An 18,213-nucleotide genomic window follows, 5' to 3' on the forward strand; every position below is an offset into this window, starting at 1 on the left:
CCCCGCTACGGCAGCGGGGGCAGCGGCTCCTCGCCCGACGGCGGCAGGTCGAAGTCCACCGACGCGTACTCGCGCAGCTTCGTCAGCCGGTGGAACCCGTCGATCATCCGCACCGTGCCCGACTTCGACCGCATCACGATCGACTGGGTCGTGCAGCCACCGGCCTGGTAGCGCACCCCGCGCACCAGGTCGCCGTCCGTGACGCCCGTCGCGCAGAAGAACACGTTGTCCCCGCGCACCAGGTCGGACGTGGTCAGCACCCGGTCCAGGTCGTGGCCCGCGTCCAGCGCCCGGCCGCGCTCCGCGTCGTCCTTCGGCCACAGCCGCGCCTGGATCTCGCCGCCCATGCACTTGAGCGCCGCCGCCGCGATGATGCCCTCCGGCGTGCCGCCGATGCCCACCAGCAGGTCCACGCCGGTGTCCGGGCGGGCCGCCGAGATCGCGCCCGCCACGTCCCCGTCCGAGATGAAGTGGATGCGCGCGCCGGACCGGCGCACCTTCAGCACCAGGTCCTCGTGCCGGGGCCGGTCCAGCACGCACACCGTCACGTCCGACACGTCGACGCCCTTGGCCCTCGCCACCCGCCGCACGTTCTCCGAGATCGGCGCGGTGATGTCGATGGCGTCCGCCGCCTCCGGCCCGGTGGCCAGCTTCTCCATGTAGAACACCGCCGACGGGTCGAACATCGCGCCCCGCTCGGCCACCGCCAGCACCGCCAGCGCGTTCGGCATCCCCTTGGCCATCAGCGTCGTGCCGTCGATCGGGTCGACGGCCACGTCGCACTCCGGGCCGTTGCCGTCGCCCACCTCCTCGCCGTTGAACAGCATGGGCGCCTCGTCCTTCTCGCCCTCGCCGATCACGACGACCCCGCGCATCGACACCGTGCCGATCAGCTTGCGCATGGCGTCCACGGCCGCGCCGTCGCCGCCGTTCTTGTCACCCCTGCCGACCCAGCGGCCCGCCGCCATCGCCGCCGCCTCGGTCACCCTGACCAGCTCCAGCGCCAGGTTCCGGTCCGGCGCCTCGCGCCGGCGCTCCGACGTGCTGTTGGACGTCATGCTGCTCCTCGTGCGGTAGACCGGCAGATAGCCGATCCTCGCACGTGGTCAGCCCGCGCGACCGTCCTCCTCGGACACCGCGAGAGCTTGATCGATCCGCTCGCGGGCGCCCGCGAGATGCCGCTCACACGTCTTCGCCAGCACCTCGCCGCGCTCCCACAGCGCGAGCGAGTCCTCCAGCGACAGACCACCGGCCTCCAGCTTGCGGACGACCTCGACCAGCTCGTCCCGCGCGGCCTCGTACCCCGGCTCACTCACCTGGACAGGTTCCCCAATCGGTTGCTCACGTGCACCACCACCGTCGCCGCCGCCTGGTCGTAGTCGGCCAGCGCCTCGGCGAACTCGGCGCCGTCAGCCTCCCGCACCGCCTCGTCCACCCGCAGCTCGGCCTCCACCAGCCGCCTGCGCGGCACCGCCCCGCACAGGTCGCCCGCGCGCCCGGACGCCTCCTCGGTCAGCGCCCGCACCGCGTCGAGCACGGCCTGCCTGCCCGAGTCGCACCCGGCGACCAGCGCCAGCCAGCAGCCCGCCGCCGCGCTGTCGGCCGCCTCGGCGCGCCTGCTCAGCGCCAGCGCGGCCGGGTCCTCGCCCGCCCGCAGGGCGGCCTGCTCGGTGGCGGCCACCGTCAGCGGCAGGAACGTCGGCTCACGATCCGGACTGGGCACCACCACCGCCTCCTCCCTCGACGACCGCGTGCACGGCGCCGTCCGCGACCCTGACCCGCAGGCGGGCGCCCTCGGGCGCGTCGGCGACCGATCGGAGCACGCCCTCCGTCCCCTCGGACGACACCAGCTGCACCACGGCGTACCCCCTGGCCAGGGTGGCGGCGGGACCGAGGGTCGTCAAGCGCGCCGAGGTCGCGGCGAGTCCCGCGCCCTCCGCGTCCAGCCGGTTGCGGACCGCGCGCAGCGCCCGGTCCCGCAGCCGCTGCACCTCCTCGGCCCTGCGCTCCAGCGGCCCGTGCGGGTCGGCCAGCGCGGGCCGGGTGCGCAGCGCGTCCAGCAGCTTGCGCTCCCGGTCGACCCAGCCGCGCAGCGCGCGCCTCGCCCGGTCGCGGGCCTGCCGCAGCCGCTCGGTCTCCTCGGCCACGTCCGGCACCACGCGCTTGCCCGCGTCGGTGGGCGTCGAGCAGCGCACGTCGGCCACGTGGTCGACCAGCGGGGTGTCCGGCTCGTGCCCGATCGCCGACAGCAGCGGCGTGCGCAGCGCCGACACCGCCCGGCACAGCGCCTCGTCGGAGAACGGCAGCAGGTCCTCGACGCTGCCGCCGCCGCGCGCCAGCACGATCACGTCGACCTCGGGGTCGGCCTCCAGCTCGCCCAGCGCGCGCACCACCTCGGGCACCGCCGACGGGCCCTGCACCGCCACGTTGATCACCCGGAACCGGGCGGCTGGCCACCTGGCCTGCGCGTTCGTCAGCACGTCCCGCTCGGCGGCCGACGCCCGACCGGTCACCAGGCCGATCCTGTTCGGTAGGAACGGCGGCCTGCGCTTGCGGCGCGCGTCGAACAGGCCCTCGGCGGCCAGCAGCTTGCGCAGCCGCTCGATGCGGGCCAGCAGCTCGCCGATCCCGATCGCGCGGATCTCGTCCACGCGCAGGCTGATCGTGCCGCGCGCCGCGTAGTAGTTGGGCTTGCCGTGCACGACGACCCGGCTGCCCTCGGTGAGCTGGCCCTCGCGGACCAGGCCCACCGGGGCGGTCAGCGACATCGACAGGTCGGCCGACGGGTCGCGCAGCGTCAGGAACGCCACCTTCGTGCCGGGGCGGGCGCTCAGCTGGGTGACCTGGCCCTCGACCCACACGTCGCCGAGCCTGCCGATCCAGTCGGCGATCTTGTAGGCGACCGTGCGCACCGGCCACGGCTCCTCCGGCGAGGAGCGCGGCGGCTGGGCCCGGTCCTTCGGCTCCGTCACGACTCGGCGCGCAGGTTGGCCAGGCGGCGGGCCAGCATCCCGGTGAACTCGGGGCGCGACTCGTGCGCCCGCTCGTGCGCGAGCAGCTCCTCGAGGTCGGACTCGGACAGCGACCGCAGCTTGGCCCGAAGCTGCGGCAGGCTCATCGAGTCGTACTCGGGCAGCGCGGTCGGCGACTCGGCGGCCAGCGCCCGCTCCTCGCGGGCCCACGGGTCGGCCGAGTCGTCGTCGGAGTCGGCCGGGTCGGCGGCGCCGGTGGCCGCGGCGACCTTCGCGATGCCCTCGGCGGCGGACTTCCGCTCCTGGTCGGAGGGGGTCTTGGCGGCGGGCGCGGCGGGCGGTGCGGTGGGCGGCGCGGCGTCGGTCTCGTCCTCGTCGAACACGGCCCACTCGGGCTCCTGCTCGACGGTCTTGAGCCCGGCGAGCACGTCGTCGCCCCTGATTGCGAGTTCGGTCACCGTCTGCTGCACGCGCATCGACAGCTGCAGGGCCTCGCTGACGACGGTCACCGGCAGCCCCGCGAGCTGTCCGGGCAGCTTCCTGGCCTGCTCGACCGCGGTGACGGCCAGTCCCGCGGCGAGGCGGACGGGCAGCGGGAGTTGCTTCATGCACCCAGATTGCCCCAGTCGGGCGGCGTGTGCCTAGGTTCGCCACGCCCGTACCCTGGACGACATGGACAAGCGAGTGCTCCTGGCCAATCCGCGCGGGTACTGCGCGGGCGTTGACCGCGCAGTCGTCACGGTGGAGAAGGCGCTGGAGAAGTACGGCGCGCCGGTGTACGTCCGCAAGGAGATCGTCCACAACAAGCACGTCGTGGAGACGCTGTCGAAGCGCGGCGCGATCTTCGTCAACGAGACCGACGAGGTGCCCGAGGGCGCGCTGGTGGTGTTCTCCGCCCACGGCGTCTCGCCCAAGGTGCACGAGGAGGCCGCCGACCGCAGCCTGCGCACCATCGACGCGACCTGCCCCCTGGTGACCAAGGTCCACAAGGAGGCCCAGCGGTTCGCGCGCGAGGACTACGACATCCTGCTCATCGGCCACGAGGGCCACGAGGAGGTCGAGGGCACCGCCGGTGAGGCGCCCGACCACATCCAGCTCGTGGACACCGCCGAGGACGTCGCCAAGGTCGAGGTGCGCGACCCGTCCAAGGTGATCTGGCTGTCGCAGACCACGCTGTCGGTCGACGAGACCATGGTGCGGGTCCGCCAGCTCAAGGAGCGGTTCCCCGACCTGCAGGAACCGCCGTCGGACGACATCTGCTACGCCACCTCCAACCGGCAGGTCGCGGTGAAGACCATGGCGCCGGAGTGCGACCTGGTGCTGGTGGTCGGCTCGAAGAACTCGTCCAACTCGGTGCGGCTGGTCGAGGTCGCGCTCCAGGCGGGCGCGAAGGCCTCCTACCTGATCGACTACGCGGAGGAGGTCGACGAGGCCTGGCTGGAGGGCGTCGGCACGGTCGGCGTGACCAGCGGGGCCTCGGTGCCGGACATCCTGGTGATGGACCTGCTCAAGCACCTGGCCGAGCGCGGCTACGGCGACGTGGAGGAGATCACCACGGCCAACGAGAAGATCGCGTTCTCGCTGCCGCGCGAGCTGCGCAAGGACTCGGTGCGCTAGACACCCGCGAACCGGCCGGGACCACCCGGTCGGGCGCCCGCGCTGGGGCGCCGCGAGGCGGTGACGTGAGTGCAGAGCCGGGGCGGGCGACCGCCCCGGCTCTTGCACGTGCGGGCCGGGGCGCGCGGGGGCCGGGGCGGGCCGGTACGTGCCCTGGACCGCGGCGGGCCGGTACGTGCCCTGGACCGCGGTGGGCCGGGGCGGGCCCTGGGCCGCGCTGGGCCGGAACGCGCGGGGGCCGGGACAAACCCCGCACCGCGCTGGGCCGGGACAAGCCCCGAGAACGCCGGGAGCCCCGGCGCCGTCACCAGCGCCGGGGCTCCCGAATCCCGCTCCTGCTCTCGCTCGTCGTGCCCTCCGAGGACCCGCGCAGTCGCGCTCAGTCCTCGTCACGCGGACGCGGCCTGCGGGGCCGCTCACCCGCCGGCTTGCGCGGGCGCTCACCCGCGGGCTTCTTCTCGCCCACCGGCTTCTTCTCGCCCGACGCGCCGGACGGCCGGGGTCGCCTCGGCCGCTCGCCGTCCTCGGCGGGCGCGGGCTTGCGGGGGCGCTTCGGCCGCTCGTCGGCCTCCACCTCGTCCTCCGCCTCCACCGGCCTCGGGCGCTTCTTCGGCGGCCTCGGTGCCTCCTCGGCGTCCAGCTCGTCCTGCGTCACCCGGTTCGGGTCGCGCTGCAGGAACACCCGCGCGATGCCGATGCCGACGGTGAACAGCGTGGTCAGGGCCATCGCCGGGAAGGCGTTCACCAGCGGCTTGCCCAGGTCCAGCGCCAGCGCCATGCCCTGGCTGGACGAGTCGCCGGTGGCCAGCACGACCAGCGGCACCACGACCGCCACCACCAGCGGCGGCTGCACGACCGGGCCGAACATCGACCTGCGCTCGACGAACACCGCGGCGCCCACCGAGCCCACGAAGAAGACCACCCCGAACAGCAGCCCCACTGTCTTCGACGAGTTCACGTCGATGAAGGCGCCGACGAACGCGAGGGCGAACGCGATCAGCACCGCGGCCCACCACTGCAGCCCGCGGAAGCTGCCGAACATGGCGCGGTCGTTCCAGCGGACTTCCTCGAACTCGTCGTCCTCATCCGGCTCGCTGCGCCGGTCACGCGTTGCGGCGGTCACGCTCACTCCTACGTTCGGGCCGGACCGATCCGGCATACGGTATCCGACTCCCGCCGGGCCGCGCGGGCTCCCGCCGCGCCTCGCGCCGACGTCACTTCCTGTTACGCCTCACGGGCCCGCGAGGGTGCACCGACCGCCTCCCGGTCGTCGGCCCCGCGGACCTCGGCGGGCGGCGCGGGAGCCCCCGACGCGGCCGACAGCGGGGCCACGGCGGTCCGGAGGGCCTCCAGCGCGTCCAGCTCGCGCCTGCGCGCGGACAGGAACCGCTGCAGGTGCGTGCCGGACAGGTTCACCGCCTCCACCGCGCCCTCGGCGGCCCGGTGCGCCCGGCCCGCCTGCGCCTTCACCCGCTCGACGTCGTCGGCGAGCGCCCGGTCGGAGGCCGCGAACACCGCCGCCGACGCGATCACCGCGAACCCGGTCGGGCCGCACAGGAACACCCTGCGGTCCAGCAGCCAGCGCAGCAGCTCGGGGTCGGTGTCCAGCGCCGCGACGACCGCCCCGTCGTTGGGCACGAACATCACCGTGCCGTAGATGGCGTCGGCCCACCGCTGGTAGCCCTTGCCCGCCAGCTCCGCCGCCCGCGCCCGGATGGTGCGCACGTGCACCCGCAGAGCGTCGGCGCGCTCGCGCGGGTCGTCGGTCTCCACGGCCTCCGCCCAGAGCGCCATGGACATCTTCGCGTCGACCGGCACCCGCCGCCCGCCGCCGACCTCCAGCACCAGGTCCGGCCGCACCGAGCCGCCGCCCGCCACGTCCACCTGGAGCCCGAAGTGCACGCCCTCGCGCAGCCCGAGCGCGCGGGCGGTCTCCACCAGCACCCGCTCGCCCAGCTCGCCGCGCCCGCTGGAGGAGGAGAACGCCACCTCGTACCGCTGGAGGGCGAGCTGCCGCACCTCGCCGCGCTCCCGCTCCCGCCGCACCTCGTCCAGCGCGGCGTCCGCGCGCCGCACGCTGTCCTGGTAGAGCCGCCACAGGAGCGCGAGCGCCCCCGCGAGCAGGAGCGCGACCACCACCGCCGCCGTGCTGAGGACCGCCGTCACGGCGCTGAATCATGGCCCACCGGCCTGCCCTCACCTGATCGAGCGACACGCCGGACGCGCGGCGACCCGGTCCGCCGGTGATCACCCCCTAGCGTGGCCGCCATGCGCTTGCTGCACACCTCCGACTGGCACGTGGGCCGCGTCTTCCACGGCCGCGACCTGCTGCGCGAGCAGGAAGCCGTGCTCGGCGGCCTGGCCGACCTGGTCGTCGACGAGCGGGTGGACGTGGTCGTGGTGTCCGGCGACCTGTTCGACCGGGCCGTGCCCAACGCCGAGGCGGTCGCGCTCTGCTCGCGGGTGCTGGAGCGGCTGCGGGCGGCGGGCGCGCGGGTCGTCGTCACGCCCGGCAACCACGACTCGGCGGCGCGCCTCGGCCTGTTCGGCGGGTTCGCGGCGGCAGGCGGCCTGCACCTGCGCACCCGCGTCGCCGACCTGGCCGACCCGGTGCTGCTGGCCGACGGGCACGGGCCGGTGGCGCTGTACGGCATCCCGTTCCTGGAGCCGGAGACGGCCAGGCACGTGCTGGGCGTGCCGTCCGCGCGCGGCCACGCCGGGGTGCTCACCGAGGCGATGCGCCGGGTGTCCGCCGACCTGGCCGCCCGGCCCGAGGGCACCCGGTCGGTGGTGCTCGCGCACGCGTTCGTGACCGGCGGGGCGCCGTGCGACTCGGAGCGCACCATCGCGGTCGGCGGGGTGCAGGAGGTGTCCGGGTCGGTGTTCGACGGGATCGACTACGCGGCGCTCGGGCACCTGCACGGGGCGCAGGAGCTCGCGGACCACCTGCGCTACTCGGGCAGCCCGCTGGCCTACTCGTTCTCGGAGGCCGGGCACACCAAGTCGGTGTGGCTGGTCGAGCTGGACGCGGGCGGGCTGGCCGGGGTGGAGCGCCGGGAGCTGCCGGTGCCGCGCCCGCTGGGGCGGTTGCGCGGGGAGCTGGGGGCGCTGCTGGCCGACCCGGCGAACGCCGCCGCGGAGGGCAGCTTCCTGTCCGTCGAGCTGACCGACCGGGTCCGGCCGCTGGACGCGCTGCGGCGGTTGCAGGACCGGTTCCAGCACGCCGTGCACGTGGAGTGGAAGCCGGAGGGCGGCAGGCGCGCGGAGCTGCGGTTCGCGGAGCGGGTGCGCGGGCGCGGCGACGAGGAGGTGACGTGCTGCTTCGTGGAGGACGTGCGCAACAGCCCGCCGTCACCGGGTGAGCTGGCGCTGCTGCGCGAGGCGTTCGCGGCGGCCGGGCGGGAGGAGGGCGCGTGAGGCTGCACCGGTTGGAGCTGTCGGCGTTCGGGCCGTACCCCGGTCGCGAGGTGGTCGACTTCGACGCGCTCGGCGCGGACGGGCTGTTCCTGCTGCACGGGGACACCGGCGCGGGCAAGACGACGCTGCTGGACGCGGTGGCGTTCGCCCTGTTCGGGCAGGTGCCGGGGGCGCGCGGCGAGGTCAAGCGGCTGCGCTGCGACTACGCGTCGCCGGACGTGGAGACGGTGGTGTCGCTGGAGCTGACCGTGCGGGAGCGGCGGCTGGTGATCACCCGCAGCCCGGAGTACGACCGGCCCAAGAAGCGCGGCGGCGGCACGACCAGGCAGAACGCGAAGGCGGCGCTGGCGTGGGTGAGCGGCTGGGAGGGCGAGGGGCACAGCCGCATCGACGAGGTGGCGCGCGAGGTCGAGTCGCTGCTGGGGATGACGGCGCACCAGTTCTTCCAGGTGGTGCTGCTGCCGCAGGGCGAGTTCGCGCGGTTCCTGCGGGCGGACACGGTCGAGCGGGAGAAGCTGCTGGAGAAGCTGTTCGGCACCGAGCGGTTCCTGGCGGTGGAGAAGTGGTTCCGGGAGCGGCGGCTGGAGCGCGGGCGGGAGCTGCAGGAGCTGCGCGACCGGAACGCCCAGCTGGTGAGCAGGGTGGCCGAGGCCGCGCGGGTGGAACCGCCCGAGGGCGGGGGCGGTCCGGAGTGGCTGGAGGGGGTGCTGGGCGGGCTGGCGGCGGCGTCGGAGGCGGCGCGCGAGCTGGCCGGGACGACCGCCGCGACCAGGGCGGAGGCCGAGCGCGCCTGGCAGGAGGCCCGCGACCTGGGCGCGCGGGTGGGGCGGGTGCGCAGGGCGCACGCCGAGCTGGTGCGCTGCGCGGAGGCGGAGCCCGCGCGCAAGCAGCTGGTCGCCGAGGGGGACGCCGCCAGGCGGGCCGTGCCGGTCGCGCTGGCCCTCCAGGGCCGGGACCGCGCGCGAGCCGCCCTGCGGGCCGCTGAGGCGGCCGAGCGGGCCGCCGGGGGAGCGGTGGCGGCGCTGGTCCGAGGAGCTGGGGCCGACGGCCCCGCCGCCGCGTTCGGCGGTGACCCGCGTGCCGACGCCCAGCGGTTCCGCGACGAGGCGGGCGGCCTGACCCGGTTGGCCGAGGAGGCGGGGCAGCAGCGGGCCGCGCTGCGCGCGCTCGACGCGGTGGCGGTCGAGCGGGAGCGCGCCGCCACCCGGCTGGCCGAGCTGGCGGGCGCGCTGGACGGCGCCCCCGAGCGCCTGCGGTCCGCGCAGGAGGCACTGGAGGCGGCGAGGCTGGCCCGCGCGGCCCTGCCCGAGGCCACCAGCCGCGCCGAGGCCGCGACCGCCCTCCCCGACGCCGAGCGCCGGGCCGCCGAAGCCGAGGCGGACCGCTCCGCGGCCGTCGACGCCCACCAGGCCGCGGTGGACGGGCGCCAGGCCGTCCGGCAGCGCCGCCTGGACGGCATGGCCGCCGAACTCGCCGGTGAGCTGGCGGACGGGCGGCCCTGCCAGGTCTGCGGCTCGGCGGAGCACCCCGAGCCCGCCGCGTTCGACGGCGTCGCGGTGACCGCCGCCGACGAGGACCGGGCGGGCGCCGCCGAGGCCGCCGCCCTGGAGCGCCGCCGTGCGGCGGAGAGCGCCGCGCACCGGGCCGCGAGCGCGCTGGACGGCCTGCGCGCGGCGATCGGCGACCGCGCGCCCGCCGACCTGGTCGCCGAGCACCGCGGGCTGGCCGGGCTGGCCGCGCTGGCGGGCGAGCGCGAGTCGGCCCTGCGCGCCCTGGAGACCAGGGCCGCCCGGTTGACCGAGGAGCGCTCCGCGCTGGAGCGCGAGGTGGTCGGGCTGGACGCGCGCCGGTCCGAGCTGGCGGCGACCACCGCCGAGCGCGCGGCCCGCCTTGAGCAGGCGCGCGAGGGCTTCCCGGACGTGGCCGCCCGCCGCGCCCACCTGCTCGCCCTCGCCGACGCGCTGGACGAGCTGGCCCGCGAGCGCGCCGAGGTGGCGGGCGCGGCCGAGCGCCTGGCGCAGCTGGAGGACGAGGTGGCCGCGCAGGCCGCGGAGGCCGGGTTCGCGAGCCCGGACGACGCGCGCGACGCCGTCCGCACCCCCGGCCGGATCGCCGAGCTCGACCGCCAGGTCCGGGTGGTCGACGACGCCCGCGCCGCCGCCGAGGCGGTGCTCGCCGAGCACCCCGGCGTCGACCCGTCCACCGAGGTGGACGTGGACGGCGCCGAGCAGCGGTTCCGCGCGGCGGGCCGGGAGGCCGAGGAGGCCGCCACCGCGGCGAGCGCGGCGACCGACCGGGCGACCCGCGCCGAGGAGCTGGCCGGTCGGCTGCGGACGGCGTGGGCGCGGCTGGAACCGGTGGAGGCCGAGCACCGCGAGCTGGACGCCTTCACCGACGTGATCAACGGCCGGGGCCAGAACACCGAGAGCATGACCCTGCGCACGTACGTGCTGGCCGCGAAGCTGGAGGAGGTCGCGGTCGCGGCGAGCGAGCGCCTGGACCGGATGAGCCAGGGCCGCTACCGCTTCGTGCACTCCACCGAGGCGGGCCCGCGCGGCGCCAGGGGCGGGCTGGGGCTCGACGTGCTCGACGACTACTCCGGCCACCGCAGGCCCGCGAAGACGCTCAGCGGCGGCGAGTCGTTCCTGGCCTCGCTGGCGCTCGCGCTGGGCCTGGCCGACGTGGTGTCGCAGGGCGCGGTGCTGGACACGCTGTTCGTCGACGAGGGGTTCGGCACGCTCGACGCCGACACCCTCGACCTGGTCATGAACACCCTGGACGACCTGCGCGCGGGCGGCCGGGTGGTGGGGCTGGTGTCGCACGTGGAGGAGCTGCGGCAGCGCATCCCGACCCGCCTGAGGGTCAGGAAGGCGCGCGCCGGGTCCACCCTGGAGGTGACCACGGCGTAGGCGGGGGCGCGGGCCCCCGCCCGCGCCTCACCCCTCGTGCGCCAGCAGCCAGCGCTTCGCGTCCACGCCCCACCGGAAGTTCCCGATCGCCCCGCCCGTGCGCACCACCCGGTGGCACGGCACGAACAGCGCCGCCGCGTTCCTCGCGCACGCCGTGGCCGCCGCCCGCACCGCCGCCGGTCGCCCGGCCAGCTCCGCGTACCGCGCGTAGCTCACCGGCTGCCCGGCCGGGACGAGCCGCAGCGCGTCCCACGCCTGCTCCGTGAACGCCCCGGCGCGCTGCCGCACCGGCACCTCGGCGACCGCGCCCAGCTCACCCGAGTGGTAGGCCCGCACCGCCCTCGTCACCTCCCCGAGGTCCCGCCGCTCCTTGATCTCCTCCGGCTTCAACGACGCCGACACCTGCGGCATCAGCTCGTCCAGCGACGCGGTCCAGCCGCTCGCCAGCACCGCGCCGTCACCCGCCACCACGGCGGTGAACGGGCCGATGGGGGTGTCCACGGTGGACGTGAACGCGGTCACGCTGTCCTCCTGCTTCGCTCGTTCGAGTCACTTCGCCCGGTCAGGCCATCCCGCTCGCGCGGACCCAGCGCGCCCAGGTGCACGGCCGCGTAGGAGCGCCACGGCCGCCACGCGGCCCCGCCCGCCACCAGCGGCACGTCCGGCGCCCCCAGCACCCGCGCGACGACCCGCCGCGCGACCGCCTCGCCGACGCCGGGGAACGCGGTCAGCTCGGCCAGCAGCCCGTCCGGGTCCCGACCCACGTCCACCACCAGCTCCCCGCTGGCCAGCGCCCGCCCGACCGGGGTGTCCACGGCCGCCGGGTACAGGTGGGTCACCGCCCCGTCCGGGTGCTCCAGCGCCTCCCCCGCCTCCCGGTGCCCCAGCTCCCGCAGCAGCGTCTCAGCCCCGTCCACGCTGCCCGGCACCCGCGCCCCCGGTCGGGCCGCGACCAGCCCGCGCAGCGCCGGGTCGGCCCCGAGCACCGCGTCCACGGCCTGCGGGTCGGCGTCCAGGTCGAGCAGCCGCCGCACCCGGCTCACCGCCGTCCCCAGGTCCCGCAGGTCGCCCAGCCGGAGGGAGCACAGCACGTGCCCGTCACGGGGGGTGAGCGCGACGGTGGCCGGGCCGTGCGGCAGCCGGAGCGAGCGCCGGTAGGTCCCGCCGTCGACCTCCTCCACACCGGGCACCGCCTCGGCGCGGAAGAACGCCAGCAGCCCGGCGGCGTCGAACGGCGGCCGGTAGGGCAGCCGCAGCTCGATCCGCCCGGCCGCCCCCGAGGTCCTGCGCGCCTCGCGCAGCCGTGAGGGCGTGGCCGCGAACACCGCCCGGATCGTGTCGTTGAACTGCCGCACCGACGCGAACCCGGCCGCGAACGCCACGTCCGCGAACGCCAGGTCGGTGGTCTCGATCAGCAGCCGCGCCGAGTGCGCCCGGTGCGCCCGCGCGAGCGCCAGCGGCCCGGCGCCCAGCTCGACGGACAGCACCCGCGAGAGGTGCCGCTCCGAGTAGCCGAGCCGCGCGGCCAACCCCGGCACGCCGTCGCGCTCCACGACCCCGTCCCCGATGAGCCGCACGGCGCGCGCCGCCAGGTCCGCCCGCAGGTTCCACTCGGGCGACCCCGGAACGGCGTCCGGCAGGCACCTGCGGCACGCCCGGTAACCGGCGGACTGGGCCGCGGCGGCGGTCGGGTAGAACTCGACGTTGCGCCGCTTGGGCGTGGTCGCGGGGCAGGACGGGCGGCAGTAGATGCGCGTGGTGCGCACGGCGGTGATGAAGCACCCGTCGAAGCGGGCGTCGCGGGAGGCCACCGCCCGGTAGGCGCGTTCGGCGTCGAGGAGCACGCACCCACTGTGCCGCAGCCCGCGCCGCACCTCTCGCGGGAATCGGACGCGGGGGCGCTGCGCGTAGACTCACGCCCCGTGAGTTTGACCCTCGGTATCGTCGGCCTGCCCAACGTCGGCAAGTCCACCCTGTTCAACGCCCTCACGCGCAACGACGTGCTCGCGGCGAACTACCCGTTCGCCACGATCGAGCCGAACGTCGGCGTGGTGCCGTTGCCGGATGCCAGGCTGGGCAAGCTGGCGGAGGTCTTCGGCTCCGAGCGCGAGGTGCCCGCCGTGGTGTCGTTCGTCGACATCGCGGGCATCGTCAAGGGCGCCTCCGAAGGCGCGGGCCTCGGCAACAAGTTCCTCGCGAACATCCGCGAGGCCAACGCGATCTGCCAGGTCGTCCGCGTGTTCGACGACTCGGACGTGATCCACGTCGACGACCGCGTCGACCCGGTCGCGGACATCGAGACGATCAACACCGAGCTGGTGCTGGCCGACCTCCAGACCCTGGAGAAGGCCATCCCCAGGTTGGAGAAGGAGGCGCGGACCCAGAAGGACCGCCGCCCCGCGCTGGAGGCCGCGCAGAAGGCCCGCGAGATCCTCGACGCCGGGCGCACCCTGTTCTCCGCGCAGGCCGAGGTCGACGGCGAGCTGCTGCGCGAGCTGAGCCTGCTCACCACCAAGCCGTTCCTGTACGTGTTCAACGCCGACGAGGGCGTGCTCACGAACGAGGCGAGGGTGAAGGAGCTGCGCGAGCTGGTCGCGCCCGCCGACGCGGTGTTCCTCGACGCCAAGGTCGAGGCCGAGCTGCTGGAGCTGGACGAGGAGTCGGCGCGCGAGCTGCTGGAGTCGATCGGCCAGCACGAGCCGGGCCTGCACGCGCTGGCCCGCGCGGGCTTCCACACCCTGGGCCTGCAGACCTACCTGACGGCGGGCCCGAAGGAGGCGCGCGCCTGGACTATCCCCCAGGGCGCGACCGCCCCGCAGGCCGCGGGCGTGATCCACACGGACTTCGAGCGCGGGTTCATCAAGGCCGAGGTCGTGTCGTTCGCGGACCTCGTGGAGACCGGCTCGATGGCTGCCGCGAAGGCGGCGGGCAAGGTCCGCATGGAGGGCAAGGAGTACGTGATGGCCGACGGGGACGTGGTCGAGTTCCGGTTCAACGTCTGAGGACTTCCGCAGCCCTCCGGGGCGCGTCGAAATCCCTCTCGGGAAACCGGGGCTCTTGTTCCTCGGGAATGGGAACGCCGGGAAGCTGTGCAGCTTCCCGGCGTTTTCCCGTTTCAGCCCGGCCTGCTCACCTGTTGCCGACGTCGACGACGCCCACGCCGCCGATGCGGGTGCCGGGGCGCGTCGCGCCGTCCTGGCGCACGAGGGTGCCGAACTGCCACGGGAAGCTCTGGGTGTCGGTGGTGTTCGGCGGGGTCACCAGGATCGTGTCGGGCGTCCAGTGCGAGGTGCCCTCGGCGCCGTCCGAGCCCAGGAAGACGAGCTGCGCGTTGGTGCTCTCACCGGGCGCGAGGCTGACGGGCTTGATCGGGTCGTCGTTGCGGACCAGGTCCCAGGTCTCGCCGCTGCCCTTCCGGAACTGCACGCCGGGGAAGCCCTGGAGCGTGCAGCGGGTCGCGGTGTCGTTGCGGAAGAGCAGCTGCAGGGCCTTCTGGTCGGGCGAGCCGCCCCGGTGCGGGAAGTCGGTGCCGATCCCGGCCTCGGCGGTGGCGCACAGCTCCTCGCCGCTCGCGGGCTCGGCGCCGTTGGACCTCAGCGCGTCGGCGCCGCCGGAGACCCTGGTGCCACCCGCTCCGCCCTGCGGCGCGGGGGAGGAATCGGCGGCCGGGGTGGCTGAGGAGGCGGTGGCGGGCGCGGAGGAGGCGGCCCCGGTGGTCTGGCCGGGCGAGCAGGCGGACAGCGCGCCGAACGCGGCCAGCGCGGCGACGGTGGTGGCGCCGCGGACGACCCGCTTGGTGTTCGTGCGCATTCTCAATCCCCTCGATTCACTCTTCGCTGTTTTCCCCTTGCGCGAGTAGAGATGTTCGAGTCCCCAATGGGGATGTTTTGTTGTGAAACAGATCACAGTAGGGCAACCTGATTTTGCGCTGCCCGTCCTGACCGCGAATTCAATTCCCAAACATTGATTCGCGGAAAATTCGACCGCGCGCGGGAGTGCGCCCGCCCCACCCGACGACCACACCCCGTGACCGCCGCCCAGGTAGGCTCCGCCTCGCCCGCCCCGCCGAGAGCCCGCTCCGGGCGTGAACCAGACCGAGCAGGAACCCGAGGTCCGCCATGCCCCGTCCGCCGCGACGGACCCCCGGCATGACGGGGCCCCGTGGTCGCGTTCACCACGGGGCCCCGACGCGCTCCTCGACCGCGGGCCTCCCCCCGGAGGCCCCGCGTCGGGTCAGCGAACCTGCTTGCGGCTGTGCCTGGCCATCGCCAGCACACCACCGGCGGTCGCCAGCATCCCGAAGGCGGCCACGGTGAACACGAAGATGTCGGCGGTCATGCGAATTCCCCTTGTTGCGGTTGATCTCCCACAGGTCTTGACGCACGGGTACCCGGAACGTTGCCCCGGCAGTCATGAAACTCACACGATCGTGGAGGATCCTCGGTGAACCTGCGCACCCTGGAAGCGCGCGTGCTGCCCCTCGCGCCCTGGCTGTTCGGGCTCTCCCTGCTGGGGCACCTGCTGATGGTCGCCCTCCAGACCAAGATGACCATGGTCGACCTGATGGTCTACCGGAACGCCGCGCCCGAGCTGTTCACCGGCGAGCTGTACCAGTGGCGCCTCAAGGAGTTCTCCGACCAGTTCGCGCTGCCGTTCACCTACCCGCCGTTCTCGGCGCTCGTGTTCGTCCCGCTGTCCTGGGTGCCGTGGGGCGTGGCCCGCTGGTTCTGGCAGCTGCTGTCCCTGGCCTGCCTCTGGTACCTCACCCGCACCTCGCTGGAGCTGGCGGGTGGCGCGAACCCGCGCCGCGTCCTGCTGTGGACCGGCCTGCTGATCTGGGTCGAGCCCGTCCGCACCACGCTGAACTACGGCCAGATCAACCTCGTCCTGGCCGCGCTGCTCATCGGCACCATGGTCAGCGCCCGCCCGTGGGTGGCGGGCCTGGGCACCGGCGTCGCAGCGGGCGTCAAGCTCACCCCGGCGATCACCGGCCTGTACTTCCTGGCCACCCGCCGCTGGACCGCCGCGCTGTGGTCGTTCGCCGCGTTCGCGGGCACGGTCGGCCTCGGCTACGCGATCTCCGCGAGCCAGTCGCACCAGTTCTGGTTCGAGCTCCTCGGCGACGCCACCCGCGTCGGCCCGGTCGGCTCGGCGATCAACCAGTCCCTGCGCGGCGCCCTCTCCCGCACGGTCGGGCACGACGTGGAGACCGGTCCGGTCTTCCTGGTCGCCGCCGCCCTGGCCGCCGCGCTGGCCCTGTGGGCGCTGCTGGAGTCCGTGCGCGCCAACGACAGCCTCGCGGCCGTCGTGAGCACCCAGTTCCTGGGCCTGCTCGTGTCGCCGATCTCGTGGAGCCACCACTGGGTGTGGATGGTGCCCGCGCTGCTGTGGCTGACCTACCGGGCCACCCACCGCCTCGCCACGGCCGCCGCGTGGGTGTGGCTGGTGGCGGTGGGCAGCTACCTGATCTCGTTCCTGCTGATGGCCCAGGAGTCGATCTGGATCATCCCGCGCCCGTGGCACCTGTCCGCCCTGGGCTGGGTCTACCCGGCCGCCGGGGTGCTGACGCTGGTCGCGGTGGTGGTGGAGCTGCGCTCACGCCGGCGCGTCGAGCGCCCGGTCGATCTCGTGCGCCAGTGACACGTCCAGCGCCGTGATCCCGCCCGCCGAGTGCGTGGAGCAGCGGAACACCAGCTTGCGCCAGCGGATGTCCACGTCCGGGTGGTGGTCCATGCGCTCGGCGACGTCCGCCACGCGGTCCACCACGTCGATCGCCGCCCGGAACGACGGCAGGTCCGCCGCGCGCACCAGCGACACCCCCTGCGCGGTCCACTCCGGCAGGTCCGCCAGCTCCGCGGTCAGCTGGTCGTCGGTCAGCAGCTCGGCCATGCGCGAATCATTCCACCGGGTGACGTAAGCTGCTCGGCACCACGGGAGTCCGGTAGTGCGCCGGGCTGAGAGGAAGGCACGCCAGCCTTCGACCGTCCACACCTGATCCGGGTCATGCCGGTGTAGGGAGAGATGATGCTCCGACGTGCCCTGTCCGCCGCTCCGCTGGTCGTGCTGCTGGCCGCCTGCTCCGTCGCGGGCAACCAGCCCGCCGCGCCCGGCGAGCGCGTGGTCACCCTGGTCACCCACGACTCGTTCGCCGTCGACCAGGCCCTGCTCGACGAGTTCAAGTCCGACACCGGCATCACGATCAAGCCGCTGGCCAGCGGCGACGCCGGGGAGCTGACCAACAAGCTGGTCCTCACCAAGGCCAACCCCATCGGCGACGTCGCGTTCGGCGTCGACTCGACGTTCGCCTCCCGCGCCCTCAAGGAGAGCGTGTTCGCCGAGCACACCTCGCCGGAGGGCGACAAGGGCGCGCAGCGCTACCGGCTCGAACCCGCGAACCGCCTGCACGCCGTCGACGTCGGCGACGTCTGCCTCAACGTCGACGTCGCCGCCCTCAAGGACGTGGGCGAACCGCAGAAGCTCGCCGACCTGGCCGACCCGAAGTACCGCGACATGCTCGTCGTCGAGGACCCGGCCACCTCCTCGCCGGGCCTGGCGTTCCTGCTGAACACCATCGCCACCTTCGGCGAGGAGAACTGGACCAACTACTGGGGCCAGCTCAAGGCCAACGGCGTCAAGGTCGTCAGCGGCTGGGAGGAGGCCTACAACCAGGACTTCTCCGGCTCGGCGGGCAAGGGCCCGCGCCCGATCGTGGTCTCCTACGCCTCCTCGCCCTCGGCGGAGATCGGCGACGACGGCGCGCCGCGCACCAAGGCCCTCCTCGACACCTGCTACCGGCAGGTCGAGTACGCGGGCGTCCTGGAGAACGCCAAGAACCCCGAGGACGCGAAGAAGGTCGTCGACTTCCTCCTCGGCGCCGACTTCCAGGCCCAGGTGCCCGAGCAGATGTACGTCTACCCCAGCCGCGAGGACACCCCGCTGCCCGAGGCGTGGGCCAAGGCCGCGCCCCTGCCCGCGAACTCCCGCACCCTGCCCGCCGACCAGGTGGACGCCGGGCGCGAGCAGTGGGTCCAGCAGTGGCGCACCCTCGTCCAGGGCTGACGGAGGAACGCGGCGGTAGCGGCGGTAGTGGTGGCGGCGGGGTGACCGGCCCCGCTGTCACCGGTCCCGCTGTCACCGGCCCCGCTGTCACCGGCCCCGCTGTCACCGGCGCCGACGTGACCGGCGCCGAGGTGACCGGTCCCGCGCCGCACCGCCCCGCCACCCGCCGCCCCGCCACCCGCCGCCCCGCCACCCGCCGCCCCGCCACCCGCCGCCCCGTCAACCGCAGGGCCGCCCTC

The 18,213-nt window shown here is 74.8% G+C and carries 17 protein-coding genes; 6 read left to right on the forward strand and 11 right to left on the reverse strand.

Annotated elements, in window-relative coordinates; translation table 11 throughout:
- Window positions 1-5 precede the first annotated feature (5 nt).
- From glpX to CNX65_RS03625, 5 genes are read right to left on the reverse strand one after another with little or no spacing between them, the layout of a single operon-like run.
- Window positions 6-1,058, reverse strand: coding sequence for a class II fructose-bisphosphatase (gene glpX, locus CNX65_RS03605; protein WP_012783349.1), 1,053 nt, complete (start codon window positions 1,056-1,058; stop codon window positions 6-8).
- A gap of 48 nt (window positions 1,059-1,106) precedes the next feature.
- Window positions 1,107-1,316 (reverse strand): exodeoxyribonuclease VII small subunit, encoded by a 210-nt coding sequence (locus CNX65_RS03610; RefSeq protein ID WP_096491495.1) that lies wholly within the window; start codon window positions 1,314-1,316, stop codon window positions 1,107-1,109.
- A complete protein-coding gene (locus CNX65_RS03615) occupies window positions 1,313-1,723 on the reverse strand; it encodes a sugar ABC transporter substrate-binding protein (RefSeq protein WP_096497591.1) in 411 nt (136 codons plus the stop codon). The genes CNX65_RS03610 and CNX65_RS03615 overlap by 4 nt, the downstream gene beginning before the upstream one ends.
- On the reverse strand, window positions 1,704-2,972 hold the full coding sequence (xseA, locus tag CNX65_RS03620) for an exodeoxyribonuclease VII large subunit (RefSeq protein WP_096491496.1): 1,269 nt from the start codon (window positions 2,970-2,972) through the stop codon (window positions 1,704-1,706). The genes CNX65_RS03615 and xseA overlap by 20 nt, the downstream gene beginning before the upstream one ends.
- On the reverse strand, window positions 2,969-3,580 hold the full coding sequence (locus tag CNX65_RS03625) for a lipid droplet-associated protein (protein WP_096491497.1): 612 nt from the start codon (window positions 3,578-3,580) through the stop codon (window positions 2,969-2,971). The genes xseA and CNX65_RS03625 overlap by 4 nt, the downstream gene beginning before the upstream one ends.
- A gap of 64 nt (window positions 3,581-3,644) precedes the next feature.
- On the opposite strand from CNX65_RS03625, the gene CNX65_RS03630 reads away from it, so the two are divergent.
- Window positions 3,645-4,589 (forward strand): 4-hydroxy-3-methylbut-2-enyl diphosphate reductase, encoded by a 945-nt coding sequence (locus CNX65_RS03630; protein ID WP_012783354.1) that lies wholly within the window; start codon window positions 3,645-3,647, stop codon window positions 4,587-4,589.
- Window positions 4,590-4,968: 379 nt separating this feature from the next.
- Here CNX65_RS03630 and CNX65_RS03635 read toward each other — a convergent pair whose 3' ends face one another.
- Both CNX65_RS03635 and CNX65_RS03640 read right to left on the reverse strand, forming a co-directional pair.
- On the reverse strand, window positions 4,969-5,712 hold the full coding sequence (locus CNX65_RS03635; protein ID WP_096491498.1) for a DUF6542 domain-containing protein: 744 nt from the start codon (window positions 5,710-5,712) through the stop codon (window positions 4,969-4,971).
- Between the two features lie 101 nt (window positions 5,713-5,813).
- Window positions 5,814-6,755, reverse strand: coding sequence for a DNA recombination protein RmuC (locus CNX65_RS03640; RefSeq protein WP_096491499.1), 942 nt, complete (start codon window positions 6,753-6,755; stop codon window positions 5,814-5,816).
- A 102-nt stretch (window positions 6,756-6,857) separates the two neighbouring features.
- Here CNX65_RS03640 and CNX65_RS03645 point away from each other — a divergent pair, with 102 nt between their 5' ends.
- Both CNX65_RS03645 and CNX65_RS03650 read left to right on the forward strand, forming a co-directional pair.
- A complete protein-coding gene (locus CNX65_RS03645) occupies window positions 6,858-8,006 on the forward strand; it encodes an exonuclease SbcCD subunit D (protein WP_096497592.1) in 1,149 nt (382 codons plus the stop codon).
- The gene (locus tag CNX65_RS03650; protein ID WP_096491500.1) at window positions 8,003-10,915 is read left to right on the forward strand and encodes an AAA family ATPase; all 2,913 of its coding nucleotides are present in this window, start codon (window positions 8,003-8,005) and stop codon (window positions 10,913-10,915) included. The genes CNX65_RS03645 and CNX65_RS03650 overlap by 4 nt, the downstream gene beginning before the upstream one ends.
- Window positions 10,916-10,942: 27 nt before the next feature.
- Here the strand turns inward: CNX65_RS03650 and CNX65_RS03655 are convergent, their stop codons facing one another.
- Both CNX65_RS03655 and CNX65_RS03660 read right to left on the reverse strand, forming a co-directional pair.
- Window positions 10,943-11,437, reverse strand: a complete 495-nt coding sequence (locus CNX65_RS03655) for a methylated-DNA--[protein]-cysteine S-methyltransferase (RefSeq protein WP_096491501.1) — start codon at window positions 11,435-11,437, stop codon at window positions 10,943-10,945.
- Window positions 11,434-12,759 (reverse strand): AlkA N-terminal domain-containing protein, encoded by a 1,326-nt coding sequence (locus CNX65_RS03660; RefSeq protein WP_096497594.1) that lies wholly within the window; start codon window positions 12,757-12,759, stop codon window positions 11,434-11,436. Before CNX65_RS03660 ends, CNX65_RS03655 begins: the two co-directional genes overlap by 4 nt.
- Before the next feature lie 78 nt (window positions 12,760-12,837).
- Here CNX65_RS03660 and ychF point away from each other — a divergent pair, with 78 nt between their 5' ends.
- A complete protein-coding gene (gene ychF / locus CNX65_RS03665) occupies window positions 12,838-13,917 on the forward strand; it encodes a redox-regulated ATPase YchF (protein WP_096497593.1) in 1,080 nt (359 codons plus the stop codon).
- 127 nt (window positions 13,918-14,044) lie between these two features.
- Here the strand turns inward: ychF and CNX65_RS03670 are convergent, their stop codons facing one another.
- On the reverse strand, window positions 14,045-14,725 hold the full coding sequence (locus tag CNX65_RS03670; RefSeq protein ID WP_096491502.1) for a DUF4232 domain-containing protein: 681 nt from the start codon (window positions 14,723-14,725) through the stop codon (window positions 14,045-14,047).
- A 633-nt stretch (window positions 14,726-15,358) separates the two neighbouring features.
- On the opposite strand from CNX65_RS03670, the gene CNX65_RS03675 reads away from it, so the two are divergent.
- The gene (locus CNX65_RS03675; RefSeq protein WP_096491503.1) at window positions 15,359-16,555 is read left to right on the forward strand and encodes a mannosyltransferase; all 1,197 of its coding nucleotides are present in this window, start codon (window positions 15,359-15,361) and stop codon (window positions 16,553-16,555) included.
- On the opposite strand, the gene CNX65_RS03680 is transcribed toward CNX65_RS03675, so the two are convergent.
- Window positions 16,511-16,804 (reverse strand): 4a-hydroxytetrahydrobiopterin dehydratase, encoded by a 294-nt coding sequence (locus CNX65_RS03680; RefSeq protein ID WP_096491504.1) that lies wholly within the window; start codon window positions 16,802-16,804, stop codon window positions 16,511-16,513. The genes CNX65_RS03675 and CNX65_RS03680 overlap by 45 nt on opposite strands.
- A 135-nt stretch (window positions 16,805-16,939) precedes the next feature.
- Between CNX65_RS03680 and CNX65_RS03685 the strand changes: the two genes are divergently transcribed.
- Window positions 16,940-17,974, forward strand: coding sequence for a thiamine ABC transporter substrate-binding protein (locus tag CNX65_RS03685; protein WP_096491505.1), 1,035 nt, complete (start codon window positions 16,940-16,942; stop codon window positions 17,972-17,974).
- Window positions 17,975-18,213 lie beyond the last annotated feature (239 nt).

It is taken from the genome of Actinosynnema pretiosum, from assembly GCF_002354875.1.
GTDB lineage: Bacteria > Actinomycetota > Actinomycetes > Mycobacteriales > Pseudonocardiaceae > Actinosynnema > Actinosynnema auranticum.

Coding starts and splice junctions, on each gene's coding strand:
- glpX (WP_012783349.1), bottom strand. CDS start 1,058: ATGACGTCCAACAGCACGTCGGAGCGCCGGCGCGAGGCGCCGGACCGG.
- CNX65_RS03625 (WP_096491497.1), bottom strand. CDS start 3,580: ATGAAGCAACTCCCGCTGCCCGTCCGCCTCGCCGCGGGACTGGCCGTC.
- CNX65_RS03630 (WP_012783354.1), top strand. CDS start 3,645: ATGGACAAGCGAGTGCTCCTGGCCAATCCGCGCGGGTACTGCGCGGGC.
- CNX65_RS03645 (WP_096497592.1), top strand. CDS start 6,858: ATGCGCTTGCTGCACACCTCCGACTGGCACGTGGGCCGCGTCTTCCAC.
- CNX65_RS03670 (WP_096491502.1), bottom strand. CDS start 14,725: ATGCGCACGAACACCAAGCGGGTCGTCCGCGGCGCCACCACCGTCGCC.
- CNX65_RS03680 (WP_096491504.1), bottom strand. CDS start 16,804: ATGGCCGAGCTGCTGACCGACGACCAGCTGACCGCGGAGCTGGCGGAC.
- CNX65_RS03685 (WP_096491505.1), top strand. CDS start 16,940: ATGCTCCGACGTGCCCTGTCCGCCGCTCCGCTGGTCGTGCTGCTGGCC.